Source organism: Bacteroides neonati, assembly GCF_000499785.1.
Lineage (GTDB): Bacteria > Bacteroidota > Bacteroidia > Bacteroidales > Bacteroidaceae > Bacteroides > Bacteroides neonati.
The window spans coordinates 85,613-106,081 of record NZ_HG726025.1; the positions used below are offsets into that span (position 1 = coordinate 85,613).

At 49.4% G+C, this 20,469-nt stretch carries 12 protein-coding genes; all 12 read right to left on the bottom strand.

Annotation, left to right across the window (positions count from 1 at the left end; translation table 11 throughout):
- Positions 1 to 66: 66 nt before the first annotated feature.
- Positions 67 to 2,694 carry a DUF4962 domain-containing protein gene (locus TY03_RS16635; protein WP_042372011.1) on the bottom strand — a complete coding sequence of 876 codons (2,628 nt, stop codon included), beginning with the start codon at positions 2,692 to 2,694 and terminating at the stop codon, positions 67 to 69.
- A gap of 19 nt (positions 2,695 to 2,713) precedes the next feature.
- Complete coding sequence (locus TY03_RS16640; protein ID WP_042372012.1) at positions 2,714 to 3,982, bottom strand: sugar MFS transporter; 1,269 nt, start codon at positions 3,980 to 3,982, stop codon at positions 2,714 to 2,716.
- Entirely contained in the window at positions 3,979 to 4,923 is a 945-nt protein-coding gene (locus tag TY03_RS16645; RefSeq protein ID WP_042372014.1) for an ROK family protein, read from the bottom strand. Before TY03_RS16645 ends, TY03_RS16640 begins: the two co-directional genes overlap by 4 nt.
- 27 nt (positions 4,924 to 4,950) lie before the next feature.
- Positions 4,951 to 6,579 carry a PHP domain-containing protein gene (locus TY03_RS16650; protein ID WP_042372016.1) on the bottom strand — a complete coding sequence of 543 codons (1,629 nt, stop codon included), beginning with the start codon at positions 6,577 to 6,579 and terminating at the stop codon, positions 4,951 to 4,953.
- A 22-nt stretch (positions 6,580 to 6,601) separates the two neighbouring features.
- A complete protein-coding gene (locus TY03_RS16655) occupies positions 6,602 to 8,143 on the bottom strand; it encodes a sulfatase family protein (protein ID WP_042372017.1) in 1,542 nt (513 codons plus the stop codon).
- Positions 8,144 to 8,224: 81 nt separating this feature from the next.
- Positions 8,225 to 10,225, bottom strand: a complete 2,001-nt coding sequence (hepC, locus tag TY03_RS16660; protein WP_042372019.1) for a heparin-sulfate lyase HepC — start codon at positions 10,223 to 10,225, stop codon at positions 8,225 to 8,227.
- A 6-nt stretch (positions 10,226 to 10,231) separates the two neighbouring features.
- Positions 10,232 to 11,521, bottom strand: coding sequence for a DUF4995 domain-containing protein (locus TY03_RS16665; protein WP_148335695.1), 1,290 nt, complete (start codon positions 11,519 to 11,521; stop codon positions 10,232 to 10,234).
- A gap of 206 nt (positions 11,522 to 11,727) precedes the next feature.
- A complete protein-coding gene (locus TY03_RS16670; protein ID WP_042372023.1) occupies positions 11,728 to 12,849 on the bottom strand; it encodes a type II toxin-antitoxin system HipA family toxin in 1,122 nt (373 codons plus the stop codon).
- Positions 12,833 to 13,159, bottom strand: a complete 327-nt coding sequence (locus TY03_RS16675) for a helix-turn-helix domain-containing protein (RefSeq protein WP_042372025.1) — start codon at positions 13,157 to 13,159, stop codon at positions 12,833 to 12,835. Before TY03_RS16675 ends, TY03_RS16670 begins: the two co-directional genes overlap by 17 nt.
- Before the next feature lie 177 nt (positions 13,160 to 13,336).
- The gene (locus TY03_RS16680) at positions 13,337 to 15,025 is read right to left on the bottom strand and encodes a RagB/SusD family nutrient uptake outer membrane protein (RefSeq protein WP_042372273.1); all 1,689 of its coding nucleotides are present in this window, start codon (positions 15,023 to 15,025) and stop codon (positions 13,337 to 13,339) included.
- A gap of 16 nt (positions 15,026 to 15,041) precedes the next feature.
- Positions 15,042 to 18,173, bottom strand: coding sequence for a SusC/RagA family TonB-linked outer membrane protein (locus TY03_RS16685; RefSeq protein WP_042372027.1), 3,132 nt, complete (start codon positions 18,171 to 18,173; stop codon positions 15,042 to 15,044).
- A gap of 10 nt (positions 18,174 to 18,183) precedes the next feature.
- Positions 18,184 to 20,292, bottom strand: coding sequence for a surface glycan-binding family protein (locus tag TY03_RS16690; RefSeq protein ID WP_042372030.1), 2,109 nt, complete (start codon positions 20,290 to 20,292; stop codon positions 18,184 to 18,186).
- Positions 20,293 to 20,469 lie beyond the last annotated feature (177 nt).

Here is a 20,469-nt window from a genome sequence, read left to right on the forward strand (position 1 = left end):
TGTTCTTTAATGAATAATTCTATTGCAAAGATAACAATTTTTACTTTTCATTTGTTTGGTACGAATCTAAATCTCAAAGTCGGGCAGGTAGTCGACCAGCTTTTGCTTTACGCTCTTTCCTTCCACCTTATCTTTTACGAGGGTAGCCCCACCATTCTTCGCTTCGTTGTAGTAGAGCGAAGCACCTTCGGCTTTGTTCGATACACGAATCATAGCAGGCCCCGTAGCACCGAGGTTGCACTCAATGGTCCATCCGGCTACCTGCAAGGTGTTGCCCTCACGAGTCACTTCCCATCCTTGGCGGTCGTTGCCATGCGTGTCGATGATGCTCAAGAAACGAGCGGTTTGTGCCTTGGGTGTAGTGGCGTTGAAGTGCCAGTGATTGGCATACTTAACGGACTGTCCTTTGGCATTGGTCACGTTTTTCCAGTTGGTCGGTGCAGAGAAGAAGGTATCCACTACGGCCGTTTGCATCTTTTCGGAAGCGAACAGATGTGCTACCGATGTACCGCCTATGTTGTTGTGTCCCGTTACCACGACCGCATCCGGAGCCAACGTATTGACCTCCATCGGTTGCGAGGTAGTATGCAGCAGATAGCTCCAGGTGACAGGTTCCGTACCTTCCAGTTCATCGTAAATGACGTACACGCCTGTTGTTCCCAATTGAATAATATGTCTGCGGAAGCATTTCAACTTATTCTTGTCCCATCCGTTCTCGGGAGTAAACTTCGTTCCACTCAGTCGGGCACGCTCCAGCCATAGGGGAGCACTCACTTCGCCGTATGCGTTCGAAGCATCACCCACCACATACGAAAGCTGTTTACCCTCGTACCAGCGTGGAATCCATCCGTACCCCTCGGTACCCATCTTCTGCGTCATTCCATTTACCAGAATGGTGTTGTGCGCCCGCGTATTCCGATAAGCATACATTCCATGATCGTCGGTGAAACCCGTACGGTGTCCGCTGCTGTAGAATATCTCCTTACCACCATAAAAGGTATTGAATGCATTTTGATTGGCAAGTGCATGCGAGGTACTTCCGTACGAACTCGAACGAAACGAAAGCATGGCATTCTTGTCCGGCTCGCCCAATGCCGTATGCATGGTGGCAGTACCCGTTTCGTTAAACACCTTGCAGTTAGGCAAATCTCCCAACTCCGGCTTCTTTGTATCGCCTGTCGAAACCTCTTCGTGTGCGAAGCACCTGTACCAACTCAGGTCTCCAGCTTTGCCCTCTACCGATCCGCCAAGCATTTGGGGATCACGGTCGAGTATGTAGCGCACATAAGCCGCTGCCCATGGGTTGTTGCATTGGCGTGCCAAGGCTTCGGCATATCCTACGCGTGCCGCATTGGGCAGTCGTTTGCTTTCGTGCGAGTTTCCTTGTCCCGACGACTTCGAGAAGGGTGGTTGTTCGTAGACTACGTATAAGGCATTGTTGTTGTACCACGGGTCGGCAAAGAAGTCGAAACCGCTGATACGCGAGTAGAATGCCGGTACTTCGATCAGTGTACGTATGTTGACGTGGAAGTACGAATCGCCATTGTGCCATCCGCCGTCTGTGTTCAATCCGGGAAATCGTGATACCCATACGTTGTAGCAATAATCCGCCCAGGTGTCTGCTTCGGGCAGTTCGCCTACGGTAGCAAACGCTGCCATGGTGAGGATACGCAACGTCATTTGCCATACGTGATTATCGGCTATGCGGTTCTCCAGATGGTTTACATACTCCTCATAGAAACGGGCACCGTTCTCACGGATGCAACCCAAAAGCAATGCCTTCTCATCGGTTGTGAGCAGGTTATAGAAAGCATCGTAGGCCGAGGTCGCCATCGATAAAATGGTCGACCGGTTAAAGTCGCCTGCAAAGTACTTGCTGTCTTTCCAGGATAGCACTTCGCTCAGGCGTTTCATTCCCTCCCGATAGTATACCGTATCTTTGGTTAGCAGATAAGCGCGTATCAGTGCTTCGATATTTCCCTCTTCACGGTCTACTATTTTGCGGCTTTCCCGAATCAAGGTCGATTTATACTGCACGATGTTGGTCAGCTTCACCACCTGTGTGGTATCAATCTCTTCGGCCAAGTGCTTCAGCGGATGCTTCATGGCCTTGCCCGCTTTGTTCAGATACGCTTGGGCTTCGGGCTTCGTGCGGCTGTTTACGATGAATGCATCCCATTCGTTTTTGTCCAGCAATATACGCGGGTGATGGGCAGGTAGTTTGCCCAATAGCTCTTTCAACGACGGTGGCGAGAATACCCGTGCCGACTTATCTACCACAAAGTGATACACCGGCGACCACTCTTCGCGTCCGCTTGCATCTACATACGCATGCTGCCAGTACCAAGTGCCGTTGGCCAATGGTTCAAACGGATTAAAGAAAGCCCAGTTGCGTTCGGCACTGATCACCTCTTTCTTGAAAGACTTATCGCGCGACAGACGAATGCGATAGGTTACGTGTGGTTTCACCTCTTCACCCTCTACACCGTCGAGTACCGGCCCCAAGTGTGGGAACTTATCGGGCCATGCCAACCGCGGAGGGTTCATGGCAATGTGCTGTCCGTTCAGTGGCGAAGGGTCAACCCGCACTTCGTTCATCAGTGTAGGCTGTGTAAGCCTCATAATGTGTTTCTGTGCACTTACGCTCCAGGGTAGGAGAGCAAGCAGTAACAGATAATAAGAAATATGTTTCATTGATCGATATTAAATGTGTTTACTTTTTGGAGAATAGCTCTGAGAACTTCACCGTCTTGTTGTTAATCAACGGGTGAGCCCAGAAACCGATAAACGTAATGTATCCTATGAAAAGAACAATACTCAGCATGCCTATGCGCAGCGAAGTAGCATCGGCGAGTGTACTCACCACCAACGGACCACCCGCTCCACCTGCAATAGCCGAGCATAAGATGCCGGCAAACGAACCATGATGTTGGCGTGTCGAGTTCAGTGCCAGTGAGAAAACAATCGAGTACATCATCGAGATGCTGAACCCGATACACGGGAAAGCAATCAGCGATACCTCTTTGCTGCCAAACAAGGCTGCCAGCAACAAGACAATGGTCAGTATGCCCGAACCGCGCAGAAGCCGTTTGCTATCCATCAATTTGAGCAATACCATACCTACAATGCATCCTGCAGTCATCAGTCCCCAGAAGTAACTTACCGCCTGTGCACCTTCTGTTTGCGGATTCACTCCGTGATACTCTTCCAGAAACGTACTCATGAAGATAGATGTACCCTGCTCTGCACTCACATAACAAAAGATACCCAGAAAGAACAGCCATACATATCGCTGTCTGAACAGGGTGAGGTACGAACCACTGCCGCCTGTTTTCTCTTCCTGCTGCAAGGTGATTTTAGGAAAGCGAGTTAGCACCACAGCAATGAGCATCACCAACAGCAAGGCACTGAAAACCCAGTAGAGCGATACCCACGGCAAGTGAGCCGGTGTTACATCCGCCAGCAGGTCGATGATTGCATTTTGTCCTGCCACATAGGTTTCTGCGTTCAGTTGCTTTATTAAATAGGTATACACCAACGGGCTCAGAAACGAAGCGATGCCAAACATGAACTGAGCCAGTTCCGCTACAAAGGCATAATTCTCTTCGCCACCTACGGTGCGTTGCAAAGGGTTCAATACGGTTTGCAGCATGGCCATGCCCAACCCGATGATGAACGATGAGGCCAGCAACATCGGGTAGGTATGTATGCAGGCAAACAAGATAGTACCGATCAACGGCATCAGGAAGCCGACAAACAATACAGGCTTCTCTCCATAACGATCAATGAGCAATCCCGCAGGAATGCTCATGATAGCGTAAGCCAAAAAGAACGAGGTAGGAATAAACCCTGCCATCGCCAGATCTTTGAGGTTGAAATTAGCAATGATGTCCGGAATCAGTGGTCCCAGAATGTTCGTAATAAAAGAGATGGTAAACCAGAACGCCATGATGAGCGCCAACATACCGAAGTTTTTTTTCATACGTATTGTTTTACTAATGATGCAGCTCCCATACAACCGGCTTTATTGCCCAGTTCGGCAGCCATTATTTCTGTATTTAGTGCACAATCGGCTATGGCATAGCGCTGTGCCCGTTCGCGTAGTTTGTCGATATAGAAACTCCCGGCTTCACTCAAACCACCTCCTATAACAACACGCTGCGGACTAAAAATGTTGATAAATCCGGCTATACCGTGACCTAAGTAATCGCAATGCTCGTCCAAGCACTCCGTAGCCAATGCATCGCCTGCTTTGTACAGGCGTACAATCAACTCACCGTTTATCTCTTCGCCCGCATACGTACGCCCCGTCTCTGTACTGCGTTGAGTAAAACGCCTTACCAGTGCCGTGGTCGAAGCATAATGCTCCAGGCAACCTACCGATCCGCAGGCGCATGTCTCTCCATTGGCTATCAGCGGCACATGTCCCAGTTCCGTACCGCGTCCGCCAAATCCGGTAAATAACTTACCGTCTATGATCACTGCTCCGCCGATGCCCGTGCCTACGGTCAGAAAGAGTACATCCGTTGCACCCCGTCCTGCACCATACATCGTTTCGCCCAGCCCCATGAGGTTTGCATCATTGGCCAGTCGGGTAGGGAGGCCTGTTGCCAATTCCAGTCGATTGGCCAGTGGCAGGTTCTCCCATCCTTTTATATTCTCGGCACCACCCAGCACAATACGACCGGTAGCATCTACAATACCCGGTGTACCCAATCCGATGCCGCTTACGCCCCATCTGTTGGTGGCGGCAAAAGCGGTTACCTCTTCGATGGCCTTTGTCAGCTGACCGATAACGGCTTCTGCCGATACCTCCGCATACGACGGAAGCTTGCCCTCGAAGAGGAAGTTTCCTTCCTCATCGATGAGCGCATACTTCACGCTTGTTCCACCTAAATCTATTCCTATTACGTATTTATTCATGGTCTACACGCATATTTATTAATGATGTTACGCTCTTTCTACCCAGATCGGCGAGCTCCATGCCCATTGCTGGTCGCGTTGACGCACGCGTACATAATAGTAATCGGTCTCTTTCTGCGGCTCGGTGTCTTCCATGAAGTGCTCTACCGTATAGCTGCTTTCGGGCATGGCACGGTTGAAGAGAATCGCTTCGCTCAACCAACCAATCATGAAGTGCGAGCGCGAACCTTCGAGCAGTTCGCCCAATGTATGTTCAAACTGTTTTCCGTTGAAGTCGGCTGTCAGCTTGCCGTCTTTGGGCATATCGAGTTCCAGAATTACTCCCTGCATAGCGGCTGTTACCGTGTTGGGGTTCTTCGAGGTGTACAGATCCAGTTCCGTCTCTTTCTCGCCTACCGATACAATGCGGTTCAGTTGTGTGTGAAACTCCGTTTCGCCCTCTTGTGGTGCTGTAAACGCTGCACCGCGGAAACAAGGCGTTACCGATACGATGCGTCCTTTGTCCACACCCAGTTTTCCTTGCCAGTGCACGTGTTTCTCTTCGCGGTTCCAACCGAACTCAATCTTGATTTTGCAACGTACCGTGTCTCCTTCGGGAGCTACGGGAGTCAAAGGACCGTTCAGTCGTGCTATGCACTGTCCGTTCTTAACAATGTCTACATAGTCGATACAGCTTCCACCTTCTACGTTGACATAGATGCGACGGCTGTTTCCTTTCACAACATCGCCCATGAAGGCGTCGTTCAAGCGAAAGTCGATATTGATCTTGTCGCCCGTAGCACCACACACTCGTCGGTTGGTCATGGCATCCCACAATGCATCACGTGTCAGGCTTGGAGCCAACACACCGATACGTCCGTCGCCATAGCTACCCGGATAGCCCGAATGCTGGTCGGTCGAACACATGATACCGAATTTATGCCCTTGATCCAGTCCGTACTGTACCGTACCTTCCCATTGGCGTGGCCCCATATCGTGCAGGTAATTGTAATCGCCCTGATCGCTTTCGGCTAGTCCGTGACGGGAGTACATCTCTACAAACGGAGTCTGTTGTCCCTGCTTAAAGCAGTCCCAGTTATATCCCCGGTATCCACCTTGGTATCCCATGTGGTGGGGGGTAATCATTACTTTTTCATCTTTCAGTTTCTCTTTCCACTCCTGTACCGAGGTGCACTCTACCAAGGGAGCATCCAGCTTGTGCCACAAGGCTACATGGTCGCCATGTGCCATGCTGTGGCATTCATATCCGATGAAGGTAAGGAATTCTCCTTCCTTATTATATTCTTTCGACATGGCCACGTATTTCTCGTAACCACCCTTGCGCAATCGCTCAAACGCTCCCGTATGATAGTCGATCACCCACTTCAACCGAGGATCATCTGCTCCGGGGATATCGGGCCACATGGCATGAGGCGTTACACTTACAAAGTCCAATTGTCCTTTGGCTGCTTCGAAGGCAGTGCGCATATCACCGTGTCCGTAAGTCAGGTTGCAGTGGTTGTGCAGGTCGCCCCAATACATCTTAAGGTCGCTTGCCGACGGCATTACTCTCTTGGCATCCTTGCTGCCCGGTGTGCATGCACCCAGCAAACTTCCCGATGCTGCCAGTCCCAGAAACGACCAGCCTGTGTTTTTTAGAAAACTTCTTCTATCCATGATATTGTTTACGTATTATAAGTTATTGCCCTTTATCGTTATACTCTTTGCGGGTTTCTTGGAGTAGTTGCATCAATTCCGCTTGTTTATCGGCATACTCCGGTTTGCCGTATACGCTGTTCATCTCGCGCGGGTCTGCTTTGAGGTCGTACATTTCCCACTCGTCTATGTCGTTGTAGAAATGAATCAACTTCATATCCGCCGTGCGTATGCCATAATGGCGTTTTACCGAGTGTTCGGCAGGATACTCATAATAATGATAGTAAGCCGCTTTGCGCCAGTCGGCAGGTGTACGTCCCGCCTCGTCCCATACCGGACGCAACGAGTGTCCCTGTATATCCTCCGGAATCTCTACCCCTGCATAATCCAGAAAGGTAGGTGCAAAGTCTACATTCATGCTGATTGCTTTCGAGGTGCTTCCCGCCTTGATTGCCTTCGGATAGCGGATAATCATCGGCATGCGTTGGCACTCTTCATACATAAATCGCTTGTCGAACCATCCGTGCTCTCCCAAGAAGAAGCCCTGATCGGAGGTGTATACGATGATCGTATTGTCCAGTTCGCCAATCTCTTCGAGGTGTGCCATGAGCCGGCCTATGTTTTCATCGACCGATAAGACCGTAGCCAGATAGTCGCGCATATATTGTTGATACTTCCAACTGATGAGTGCTTTCCCTTTGAGGTCGCCCTTGCGATATTCGGCAATGCGTCGGGCATAGACCGAATCCCATTTATCCTGTACGGCAGCCGGCATTCGTTTGTATACGCTGTATAGCCGGTTGGTGGTGTCTTTCAACATCTCTGCACGCGTTAGTAGTTTCAAGTCCCAGTCTTCGGTTAGTGTTTGTCCGATGCTCATGTCCTGTTCGCGGGCAGCTCGTCCGCGTCCTTCGTAGTCATCAAAAAGCGTAGCCGGTTCGGGAAAGGTGGTATTGTTGAACATACCTAGGTGGCGAGGTGCCGGCATCCAGTTGCGGTGCGGCGATTTCTGATGAACCATCAGGCAGAAAGGTTTCTTTGTGTCACGTCCATCGATAAACTCAATGGCTTTGTCCGTGATAATGTCGGTGGCATATCCCTCTTCGCGGATGGCTTTGCCATTTTCCAGAAAGTCGGGGTTGTAATAATCGCCTTGCTCGTGTTGTCCGCTCAGGATGCTCCAATGGTCAAATCCTTGCGGGGTAGATATCAGGTGCCATTTGCCCACGATAGCTGTTTGGTATCCTGCGTTTTGCAATAGTTTCGGAAAGGTCTGTTGGTTGCCGTCGAAGGTACTGGCATTGTCTTTGAATCCGTTTTCGTGGCTGAATTTGCCTGTAAGGATGCAAGCGCGCGAAGGACCCGATAGGGCGTTGACTGCGTAGCAGTTGTCCATTCGCAACCCTTCATTGGCCAGCCGGTCCATGTTGGGTGTTTGAATCAGGTTACCACCGTAACACGATATAGCTTGCGTAGCATGATCGTCGGTCATGATGAAGATAATATTAGGCCGACGTGTTTCCTCTTTCTGCTTGTTGCTGCAAGAGGCAAGGCTGAGAGCAGCCAGGGGGAGAAGAAGTTTCATGAGGGGATGGGGTTAAAGGTTTGGGTTAACCACCGGCAGCACAAGATGATTTCTGTGCTCCCGGTGGTAACTGAGTTAAGTTTAGAGTTTATAGTTTAGTGTCTGTTTTTTGCCACCTACTGTTACCTCTACCTCCAGTGCCTTTTCGTCAAACTTTTTGTTTTTGAACTTGGCTTCCAGTTTCGGAGCTTTGGCAGCATCCTTGGTTGGGTAGATAATCGTAATGTAGCGTACTGCATCCGCTTTGTCTTTTTGCGTATTGAAAGCCACAGCGGTGCGCTTCACGCGTTGACGGTAAGCAGTCGAGCACCAACCCTCTTCTTTCTTCAGGGTTGTACCCTTCTCGCCGAAGCATTGCAGTTTCACGTTGCTGTCGCCTTCATAGGCCGATGTCAGTGTCATTGTTTTCGGGTCGATGTTCACCTTGCCCTTCGCCAGTTGGTAGTGCAGGTTTATTTCGCCACGTGCTTCACCCACTGCTTCGTCTACAATCACGTAGTAGGTATTGTCTACGAAGAAGATCGAACGACGGTGTTTCAAATCCTTATAACCGGGATTCTCCGTTACCAACGTCTGGATGTTTCCTTCGGGTTGCCACAACTTGGTTACCGACTCGGTTGTTTCCAGTGTCTTATTGTCCAGTGTCAATGTATTGTGTACGGCTGTTTGGCGGAACCAGTTGCGCAACTGCATCACTTCGCCTTCGCCTGCATATACATACGCACCACTATCGGGAAACAAGTTCTTGCCGTTAAACCACAATTCGAAAGTACCGTTATCGGGTTGGCAGTGCCAGAATGCTTTCGGACCGGCTTTCACCACCATCACCGTACCATCCATGCCCCATGAGTTACGCAAGGTAAAGAATCCCGAAGTCAGGAAACCTTTCGATAAGTAGGCAGGCAACTGACCTTTTTTGCCATCGGTAGCGAAATAACGAATCTGTTCGTTCTTCGGGAATAGCTTGGCCCAGTCGCGGTAGTTCTTCTGTTCCTCTTTCTTCGTGCCCAGCTTTGCATCGCTGAAGCAAGGGTTGGTGAAGTCGGGGTAACAAATGTTCATATAGAACACGATCATGCTCTCGATCGTATCGAGGTAGCTTTGTGGAAACTCGTTGCGGAAACCATTCACATCCGCCATGCGCAATGCTTTGCAGAAGATGTTGATGGCTGCCAGGTGATAGTGAGGGTCGAGTTCAAACTGTCCACCGTCTTTGTACACCTGTACGCCTACTTCACGGTTCAGAATATCGATACCGCTCTTGCGCCACGCTGCTGCTTCCTTAAATTCGGGGAAGAATGCACCTGCATAGATCATACGCTGTGCCTCGAACAGCAAGTGATTGCCCTGATCAGAGTAGTTGGCCAGGATGTGCAACGCATGCTTGTGGTAGTTTACCAAAAACTCCGTTAAGAATTCGGGAGTAAACGAAGGCGATGGCAGAAACAGTACAAACTGTCCCGTTTGATCCTGCAAGCGGTTGCTCACCTCGAGCGGACGCCAGGCAAAACGTACATTCTCCACTTTTCCTTTCACTTCGCCTGCGCTAATGAGTTCGTAGTGCTCTTTGTCCATGGGAGCCAATGGATTCTTCTTGATCCAGTCCATGAACTGTGCAGCCCATTCGGCAGCATACTTCTCATCGCCCGATACGCGGTAGGCTTTCCCCATCGGCGTAAACCATTTATGGCGGTGCAACTGCCAGCGCAACTCATTGTCTTTCACCGGCCAGTATTCCCAGTTGATGTCTTTGCCGTAGTTGTATGACGGTTGGTACCCTTTGTGCACAAAGAACGTATGTTCCATGGCATCATCCGCCCATTGTTGCTCTTGCTTGCTGATGGTGATTTTCTTCAAATCCAGATCCGGGTTCTTCACATTGCTGCGTGCGCGGTAGTAGTCGAGCAGGGCAGTAGCTGCCTCCTTCTCTTTTCCTTGCTCGCGCAGTGCCTTCACCTTTTCCAGTCCCGGATAGTCCAGGTTGAGCAGCGAAAATACTTCACTTCTCAGCTCCTGTGCCTTGGCACCGTTTGCCACGCATGCGATGACAAACAGAATAATCAGTTTACATGTTTTGTTCATATTATTTTATAAGTTTTGAATGGTTATTCCTTTCAAGTCGATGAATCTTTTCAACGCCTCCATGTAGTAATAGTCGGCATAGTTGAGCGGTGTGTCGATTTCCGATCCGTTGGGCAGTGATCCGGTCGAGTGCATCAAGATGAATCCTTGGTTCGTGCCTACCTTTGCCAGGTATGCATCGCTCGACAAGTTTTTCAGAATGGTCTCTGCATAATCCAGGTATTTCTTACCATCGGGTACCATGGTGCTCATTTCGATCAGAGCCGAAGCCGTAACCGAAGCAGCCGAAGCATCGCGGGGAGTGTTCTCGCCCTGAGGTGCATCATAATCCCACAACGGAATCAGGTCGTCTGTTTTCACACGTTCCATAATCATATCGGCAATCTTTTGTGCAAAGTCGAGGTACTTCTTATCTCCGGTTTCGCGATAACAAGCCACGTAGCCATACACAGCCCAAGCCTGTCCGCGTGCCCATGAAGAGTCGTCGTTTTTGCCTTGGTGTGTTTGTCTGCGCTCTACCGTACCGTCGTTGTTGTAGCTCACTACATGCCAGCAGGTATAGTCGGGTCGGAAATGATATTTCATTGTCGTATCGGCATGTTTCACCGCTACTTCCTTATACTTGCTGTCGCCCGTCAGTTTGCTGGCTGTGAACAAAAGGTCGAGGTTCATCATGTTGTCGATAATCACCGGGAAGTTCCATGTACCGAAATCCCAAGAACGGATGGCACCGATCGAGTCATTGAAACGGCTGCATAGGTTGTCGGCTGTTTCCACCATAACGGCTTTGATGCTGTCGTTTGCCGATAAGCGCAATGCGTTTCCGTAGCTGCAATTGATCATGAAGCCCAGGTCGTGTGTACCTTTGTAGTAACGTACCGGATTTAGCAGGTTCGTATAGTCGATGGCGAGTGCCTTCAACGCTTCGTCGTTGTTCAGTTCGTAAGTGTACCACAACGTACCCGGAAAGAATCCGCTTGTCCAGTCGTGTACGCCACACAGTCTACGCTTACCTAAATCTTCGGTAGCCGGTTGTGCCCGGAGCGAATCCTTGAACGTAAGCGAATCTCTTTCCAACTGTTGGCAAAGGAAATTCATGTCATATCCTGTGCGGATAGAACGGGGAAGTTGTTCGGTACCTTTCACCTCTTCTCCCGTCAACTTCAGTTGTTCGGTAGCCGTGTCGATTCCTTTTTTTACCCAGCTATAGTCTTCCTGGGGAGCAGTTTTACACGCCGAAAGCGCAATCACTGCGAACGAAGCAAAGAGCACTAAGTTCTTTTTCATACTATTCAAATGTTGTTTTAAATTAGACTTTTGTATGGATGCAAATGTACTGAATAGCCTACAAGCCCCGCTACAGATATGTTGAAAAGAAATCTGCCTCAGTATTGTTACTATTATTTTTGTTGAATTTACTATTAAAATTCTGCAAACATACGGCTAACAGCTTTTAGAAGTGGGTTTTGCCTTTGCTCTTTATTTTGTACTAGCGCTGGTATCTATCTCTTTGAAAGAATCGAGATATAATCTGTTGATAGTATATCCGAGCACTTTTCTGCCATACTCAAAATCATGTTTTTCCCTCTTGTACGGGATATCCGGATACTCTCGCCAACAACGAGCATATCTTCTATCGTCGGGTTTCCGTGGTTATTGACAGAGGTAGCATGCTCACCATTATAGCCGTTGCTGCATTGGGTCAGGTCATAAGCAGGAGCCAATGCCCAACCCTTCTCTTTGTAAATGAAGCTGAAGTTTTTGGCATGGTCATCCTTGTTTCCGGTTAATACATTGAAAACCATGCGGCGAAACATTTCATCTACCTGCTCCGGGTCTTGTGTTAAATACCCTGTGAGATGAAGTAGCGTTTTGTACTCCAGTCTGGGTTGCATAATCGACTCATTTAAGAGGGCGCCTGCCGTAGCTATATGATGCCTGACCCCGTTTTCAATATCAAAACGTTTGCTGGCAAAGTATTTTCCATCCATTAATTTGAAGTCGGGTACGGTAATGCCACATTGGCGAGCCACCTCATTATAGTGATATTCCATCGCCCCCATGTCTTTGGGATCGTAGGTATGTCTGAATTTAACCAGCCAAGATCCCTCTCTGTCTTGAAGCAAACATTTCGGCCGGCATCCTCCCGAGTTACCGCTATTAAAATATAAGACGTCTTCATCTCTATCCGATTTTTCGGACAGAATATCTAAAGCCATTTGTTGCAGATTATCTAACTCGGGAAGTGCTTTGCTTTCGCCCATATACGTTTCGGGGATATAACATAAAGCTCCCATACCCGATGTTCCGACGATGCTTAACCGCTGTAGAGGGGTTAGTTCGCTGTCGTTTTCTCCCTGTTTTTTTAGCAAACGATTTAATAAATAACGTCCATATCCATCCGGAAGGCTGTCTTCGAAAATGCCAAAGTTCCCCCAGAAGGGTTCCGGTTGCGCGATGAATAATTCAGGCTTCAAAGGAAGGTCAAGAGGAGATATTGAAAAACCATTTGCCAACCAATCTTTATCATACTGGAATGCGCACAACCGATTATCGGGTGTCATACTGAGTATCCCTACAGTTTCATTCCTATACGTTACTACTATTTTATTTACCGATTTCATTGCGCCCTTTTTTTCTGTTTTTATTCTTATTAATCACTTCCAGTTCTTCCATCGTACTATAAAGTGGTTCGGATAATAGCTCTTTGATGGCTTTGCCGTAGCCTAATGCTTTAGCCAATGCCACATAAGATGCCAATGAGATGGTATGCTTCTGTTCAAACTTAGCAATCGTAGGGGTAGGAACCCCACTAAGCTCTGTAAGAGCCTCGCGCGAAAGCCCTTTCTCAAGCCTCCTCTTTTGTAAGTTACCAGCGAGGATTGCCAGTAACTCACCGGGTGTATCCATGTCGAAATTATAAAGTAATTGCATACTATTATATCTTATAAGTGGTGTAACTGTTATTTTTGACTATCATTGTATCTGATACAAATATACTTCCTTTTCGCCAATAACACAAACTCCCCATTCACAATTTTATTTGTGGATGGGGAGTTTCCTCTTTTTACCTTATTATATATAGGAGTACGCTATGAATCAGCAGCGCGCTTAATACCAGCCTTTGTTTTGAGTAAAGCTGGTTAAGTCCATATCCCGTTGAGGGATGGGAAACAAGATGTGCTTGTCTTCCGTGTACTTCTTCACTACGTAGTTCACTTCGCCATCGGCAGTCCACCATTGGGCAAGCTTCTTTGCAGTAGCGTCGATGGTGCTTCTATAAATGCCCCAACGAATCAGATCCAAACGGCGGTGTCCTTCGAAGGCAAGCTCGTAAGCACGCTCTTTGCGAACTGCATCACGGAAAGCACTTACCGATAAGCCTGCCGGAAGATCGGCTACTGCACTCGGTGTGGCTACCGGCATACCATATCCGCGACGACGCACCTGGTTGATGGCTTCATACGCTTCGGGGGTGGGAGCACCCTTCCATTCGTTCATCGCTTCGGCATAAATCAACAGTACATCGGCATAGCGCAGCAAGTACCAGTTTACGTTCGATTTGTCATTGTTGATCAGCTTGTTGCTCTGTGGTACATACTTCTCCGTATCCCATTTGGCAGGCGTATAGCTTTGTTTCTCTTTCTGACGCTTGGTGGGGTCGGCATCATTGGCCTCCGCCACTTCGGGTGTATCGCTCTTGCTCGATGCCCATAGCACCTTGCCCGGGTTGTATTGGTAGTTAGCTACCGACAAGTTGCAGCGCAGGTCTTGCGGTTCGGCTCTCCAATCGAGCACGAAGCTGTGTACCACCTTCACGTTGCCCGCATTGCTACCCCGTTCGCCTGCAATGGCCGATGTCTTTACACCGTTCCACTTACCGATACGTCCGCAAGGATCTTCGGAAGCACCCGTGGTAGTCGGTGCATAGAAGCTTACCTCCATCAAACTCTCCGATGCATTCCAGACACCTGCACCGCTGTTCTTCCACAACTGTTCGTAGTCGCTAAGCAGCGCATGCTTGTTCGATGCCATCAGCTCCTCGGCAGTCTTTGCAGCCAGCTCCCATTTCGATACATCCAGTACCGGGTATCCTGCCCAGGTAGCATATACCTTGGCGAGCAATCCCAATGCACTCCCTTTCGACAAGCGGAAGGCGTTGCTCTTGCGCAACACATCATCCTGTGCATAAGGCAGTGTTTCGGCAGCATAGCGCAGGTCTTGTTCGATGAACTCGTACACACGCGCAGGGTCGGCCTGTACAAAGGTCGATGGGTGTTGTTTAGACATGGCGGTGTTGGTCATCAATGCAATGTTTCCGTAGCGGCGTACCAGTTCAAAGTAGTACAACGCACGCAACCCTTTGGCTTCAGCCAGATACAAGGTAGCCACTTGCTTATCGGCTTCGGTGTAGCTGCCTATCTTGCTTTCGAGTGTTTCGATAAAGTCATTGGCGTTGTATACCGAGTTGTACAGCATCGACCAGGTGTTCTGTATCTCCGCCGCACTGGTTGTAAACGAGTTGGTAGGCACAGCACGGAAGCCGTTGTTGTTGCTACCCTCTACCTGCGACACATCGGTGCCCATATCGAAAAGAATCGAAAGGTGATAGCCATACATGGCGTCGGTTACCATGTTGCGATACACACCCAGCAACACTACCTCGGCTTCGGCAGCATTGAGCATGTACTTTTCTTTGTCAATCTCTGTACGCGATTCTTCGTCGAGCATATCCGAGCACGACGAGAAGGGCAGCACACAAAGTGCTGCTATCAGGCTGAAGTATATAAATTTTTTCATTACGTTCATGGTTTTTTTAGAATTGAATGTCGATACCGAAGGTAATTACCCGGCTCTTGGGATACGCACCCCAGTCCAGACCCGGTGTCATTGGGTTGCTACCCGCTGTGCTTACTTCCGGATCGTAACCACTGTATCCGGTCAGGCAGAACAAGTTCTGTGCCGAACCATACAGACGCAGACGCGAGATCTGTGCTTTGCGTGTCCATGCCGTAGGCAGTGTATATCCCAGGGTGATGTTTTTCAATCTCAGGAACGAACCATCTTCAATGAAGCGCGAGTACAGCTCATTCTTCACATATCCCTTGGCCGATGGCACGTGTGTCGACGCATTGGTTGGTGTCCAGCGGTCGGTTACCTCGTTGAGCAGGTTGATACGCTCGTTCTGCGTCTGTGTAGAGTACAAACGAGTGGCATTGTACACATCGTTGCCGTAGTTAAACTGCAACATCACGCTCAGGTCGATGCCCCGGTAGTTGAATGTATTGGTGAAACCACCGAACCATTTCGGTACGGCGTTACCAATCACCGTGCGGTCGTCGGTGGTTATCACACCGTCGCCGTTCTGATCTTTGTACTTCACCACGCCCGGAGCCACTGTACCGTAGCGCAGGTTGTTGGTGATGCCCTCTTTCAGTATCAATCGTCCGTCGGGCGTTGTGTTGAAGTCCGAGCTTTGGTATACACCGTCGAACTCGTATCCGTAAATCTGTCCCAACGATGCACCCACGGTAGCAATGTAATCATAATCCTTGAACTCGTTGTTGAAGTTCGAGTTCGAATACATCGACTGCACACCCGATTGCAATGACTTCAACTCGTTGCGGATGAACGAAATATTGAAATCACTCTGCCACGTAAAGTTACGTGTTTGTATGTTGGTACTGCTCAAACTTAATTCCAGACCCCTGTTCTGAATCTTACCGATGTTCTGATACTGCGACGAGAAACCCGTTACGTGTGCCAAGCTCTGTGCCAGCAACAAATCCTTGGTGTTCTTTACAAAAAGGTCTGCCGTCAGGTTCAGTCGGTTGTCGAGGAAGCCCAGGTCGAAGCCCAGATTCACCGTGGTCGATCCTTCCCACTTCAGGTTGTCGTTCTTGATTTGCTTCGGAGTCAACACCGTTGTGGTGGTGCTGCCTACGCCATATTTGCTTTGCTCGTACAAGTCCATCGACAGGTAGTTCGAGATGCGGTCGTTACCTACCGTACCCCATCCCAGACGCACTTTGGCGTTCGATACAAACTCGATAGGCTTCATGAAAGCCTCTTCGCTTACACGCCATGCTGCCGAGAACGATGGGAATACCCCCCATTTATTGCTCTTCGCAAATACGGTCGATCCGTCGGCACGCAAGGTAGCCGTCAGCAGGTAGCGGTTGTTGTAGTTGTAATTACCCCTTGCAAAGAACGAGATCAACATCTTATCGCTGTATGAGGTAGCTACCTTGCTCGGTGTAGCACCGATGCCCAGGTTGTCGTTGCCCAGATTATCGAAAGGAAAATCCTTTGCCTGTCCCAGCAGGTATTCGCTGCTGTTGTACGACGTTTCCTGTCCCAACATCACATCATACTGATGCTTTTTGATCTTCTTCTTATACGTCAGGTTGTTGTAGTTGCTGAAACGCACGTCGCGTCCCATCTGTGTCTGTCCGTAAGGTTTCTGTCCGTTGCGGTATGCCTCTTTCGAGCCGTTGCGGTAGAATATATTGGTACGTGTGTTGGTTGTATTGTATGTACCGGCTGTTTTAAAAGTCAGTCCCTTCATAATCTCCCAAGTTACCGACAAGTTGCCCGACCATAGTTCCGAACGCTTGGTGTTGGTCACCGATTGTGTTTGCATAATCGGGTTCACCTGTGCCAGGCTTTCACCACTCTCCAATTCGAGGGGGTCGATGGCGGAAGCCAGCAGTTCCTCGTTCGTCATAGCCAATCCACCCGTAGGGCGTGCACTCAATATCTGCGCCATCATGTTGAAACGACCCGAGTCGCCCGACGTACCGATACCCTCGCGGTTGGTATTTGCATAGTTGATGGTGGCATCAAACGATACATTCTTCGATACCTTCTGGTTGATACGGAATTTACCCGTTGTCTTGTCAAATCCGCTGTTGCTGAAGATACCATTCTCGTCATAGCGCGACAGTGCGATCGAGTATTTCGTATTTTCATTACCTCCCGATACCGATAGGTTATGATCCTGCGACCATGTAGGGCGGAATGTTTCCGACTGCCAGTCCACACCCTCTACACCGATATAATCGTCCAGTGTCTGGTAGCGGTAGGGGATGCCATTCTCATCTTCGCCCGGACGGTAGTAAGTCGTAGCATACTTGCCCGGGTTGATCTCCATTTGTAGTTTCGCAAACTCATACGGATTGAGCAAATCCAATGTCTTAGAGATGGTACGGTAGCTGGCCGATCCGTTGTAGCTAACAACGGGACGTCCCGATTTGCCCGATTTGGTTGTTACCATCACCACACCATTCGCTGCCCGCGCACCATAGATCGCTGCCGACGATGCATCTTTGAGCACCTCGATCGATTCGATGTCCGAGTTGGCCAGGTAGCTGATGTCGTTTACCTGAAAACCATCTACTATATAAAGAGGTGAAGCATCGCCCGTCATGGTACCGATACCCCGGATGTTGATGCTAAAGCCCGCACCCGGTGTTCCGTCGGCCTGTGTTATCTGTACACCGGCTACCTGTCCGCCCAAGGCCTCTACAACCGAGCTTGTTTTAAAACCCTCTACGTTTTTCGACGATACCGATGCCACCGAACCCGTTAAGTCCGAGCGTTTCATCGATCCGTAGCCCACTACCACTACCTCGTCGAGGGTGGTGTTGTCGGGTTGCATTTTGATGTTCATCACTTTCTGGTCGGCCACCTTTACCTCTTGGGTCTGATACCCGATATACGATATCGCCAGCACACTTCCCTTCTTTGCGTTGATGGTAAAGTTTCCGTCGAGATCGGTTACCACACCGCTCGTGGTGCCCTTCTGCATCACCGTTGCGCCAATCAATGGCTCTCCTGTTTCGTCTACGATTACCCCCTTTATTGCGTTCTGGGCGTAAAGAGCGAAAGTCATCATCAGTGCCAGCAGTGTCATCCACCCTCTCCGGCCTATTGTTTTTGTTGTCATACGTATGTTTTTATTGTAAATAGATAAAAATCGGGAACACCTGGTTGGTATTCTTGCTGTTGTTCAGATAATCTACGTTACCATCGGTTGTAAAGGTCATCTGTCCGATAAAGGCACCGTTGGCATATTCGCCGTCCGTCCATTTGTTCGGGTTCACTACCACCGATCCGTCTTTGTCTACATAAGCCAATGCCTGCGACAAGTCTTTCTCGTTTACGTAATACGACATCGGGTTCTTCGACGAGTAGTTCAATGATCCCCCTGCCGTTTCGAAATACCGATCCCACAACCCTTGTAGGAACGAGCCCGATACGCTGGGCTGTCCGTTCACGTGGTTGCCGTTGATGTTGTAATAGTTAAAGGTGCGTCGGTAGTCCATCAAGAATAGCGAGCTATCCGTTACCCCTACCAGCTTCGGTGTTACCGAGCGTGTTTGCTTCTTGGGGTCGGCCTGTAGCACAAACGGCGAATACTCTACGCTTACTCCGTTGATGGCAGCCGCACAGTGGAAGAACACCGGCACGCTTACCGATACCGCCTCTTCGCCTTCGCCAGCCGTAGCCGTAACCATCACCAAACCACATTGAGCATCTTTCCATCCACCCTTGGCAGGTTTCAATACACCCGTTTCGGTGATGGTGATACCCTTCATCTGATGAATAGCCTGTACGCTCCACGTCACTTTCGCACCTGCACGCAGGTCGGTAGTAGGTGCCGGAATATCCAGTGCTTCCAATTCATCCGCCGAGTAGGCACGGTATTGGTACGCATTGCCCTCAACAGGCAGCCCCAGGTTGTTTCCGTAGCGTATGTACGTAAAGAAGTTTTCGTTTTCTTTGATGGTCAGTGTAAAGCTTGTCGTTACCGCATTTTTGCTGTTCGATGCCTTCACCTTGAGTGTGTGGTTCCCCAGTGCCAGGGTGTTACCCTTTCGTGCCGTGATGGTTCCCTCGTGGTCTATGGCCAGTTGTCCTTGCAGGGCAGCGTCCAGATCAACGAACTCAAAGCTAGCCTCGTCGCCCACAAAAGCCGGAGTATGTTTCAGTTCAAAAGCCGTAGCCTGTGTGCGTGTGGCATTGTCATAAGCCAGATTTGCCACCGGCTCTATGAAGCTCACCACTTCGATGGCAAACGCGGCGGCAAACGTCACTCCCTCCGGAGCATACGTGTTGGCAACCTTTACATCTACCACGTAGCGTTGACCCGCCTTGAAACCATGTCCTGCCGCTACCGACAATGCTCCCGTTTGCGCATCGATACCGATTTTGTTTGTAGCAGGTGTTACCGCAGCAATGCTGTAGACCACCTCATCGGTCGATCCCTTCAGCAACGGAGCGTTTCCGGCAAAGGTGCTGCCTCCCATTGTCTCTTCCTCCACCTTTCCGGTGGCAGGTGCGTAGGTGAGCGACAACGGCTTAGAGGTTACGTTTACCTCCAGTGCATTCTCAAAAATGCCCTCTCCCGCTTTGGTCGTAAGCTTCAGGTTCAATACATATTTGCCCGGCAAGATGTCTGCACTACCCTTCACAATCGATATTTCGCCCGATGGCGTAATGGCGAAGAAGCGTTTGTACTCTCCATCGGCAATTTCGTATTTGCTGATCGATACATGCTCGCCCTCGGTGGTAACCTGAGCGGTAGGTAGCTGCACGGTGCTTGCCGCATCGATGATGTCGGCATAGTCGGCCGTTAGCTTGTTCGGCTCTACTTTGATGCCGTCGGGCACCGGAGCCATCATATTCACCTCGGCTACATTATCAAACTGATGTGTTTTTCCGCCCGATTGGCACGACACCGAAATGCGGTACAATCCTACCGGAAGATCCTTGGTATTGCTTACCGAGATCGCCCCATTGTCGGGGTGAATCGAAAAGCCGCTGCCTGTATAAGGCTCGCCTTTTAGCGAAATGGCCGTAATGGCAAATTCCGATGGGGTGGCTCCCTTGTAGGTAGGGCTGCTTACGATGCCCTCCATCGACGGACCAATATCGGTCAGTCCCGAATAGTAAATGACAAACGATGTTTTATCGGTCGTTTCGGTGTCGGTACACGAAGCTCCGATCAAACACACTAATGCGATAGCCAGTACGGCTCTACATCGATTTAATAGATGTTTCATTGGCATAGGTTTAATTCTTTAGTTCAGATACAATTAATTGCCGCAAAGATAAGTCAATCGCTTCTAGCTATTTCTCTCAGTTGTGTTCTATTCATTTAAAATACGCTTTTTCTATATCATTTTTGTCTCATTAGCTTTTATTTTTGTTTAATTGCAAGAGTACGTATTTAACTTTGT

Excerpts from the sequence above, each read along its gene's own strand:
- TY03_RS16655 (WP_042372017.1), bottom strand. The coding sequence starts at position 8,143 with ATGAAACTTCTTCTCCCCCTGGCTGCTCTCAGCCTTGCCTCTTGCAGC.
- TY03_RS16690 (WP_042372030.1), bottom strand. The coding sequence starts at position 20,292 with ATGAAACATCTATTAAATCGATGTAGAGCCGTACTGGCTATCGCATTA.
- TY03_RS16640 (WP_042372012.1), bottom strand. The coding sequence starts at position 3,982 with ATGAAAAAAAACTTCGGTATGTTGGCGCTCATCATGGCGTTCTGGTTT.
- TY03_RS16645 (WP_042372014.1), bottom strand. The coding sequence starts at position 4,923 with ATGAATAAATACGTAATAGGAATAGATTTAGGTGGAACAAGCGTGAAG.
- TY03_RS16685 (WP_042372027.1), bottom strand. The coding sequence starts at position 18,173 with ATGACAACAAAAACAATAGGCCGGAGAGGGTGGATGACACTGCTGGCA.
- TY03_RS16635 (WP_042372011.1), bottom strand. The coding sequence starts at position 2,694 with ATGAAACATATTTCTTATTATCTGTTACTGCTTGCTCTCCTACCCTGG.
- TY03_RS16670 (WP_042372023.1), bottom strand. The coding sequence starts at position 12,849 with ATGAAATCGGTAAATAAAATAGTAGTAACGTATAGGAATGAAACTGTA.
- TY03_RS16680 (WP_042372273.1), bottom strand. The coding sequence starts at position 15,025 with ATGAAAAAATTTATATACTTCAGCCTGATAGCAGCACTTTGTGTGCTG.
- TY03_RS16675 (WP_042372025.1), bottom strand. The coding sequence starts at position 13,159 with ATGCAATTACTTTATAATTTCGACATGGATACACCCGGTGAGTTACTG.
- hepC (WP_042372019.1), bottom strand. The coding sequence starts at position 10,225 with ATGAACAAAACATGTAAACTGATTATTCTGTTTGTCATCGCATGCGTG.
- TY03_RS16650 (WP_042372016.1), bottom strand. The coding sequence starts at position 6,579 with ATGGATAGAAGAAGTTTTCTAAAAAACACAGGCTGGTCGTTTCTGGGA.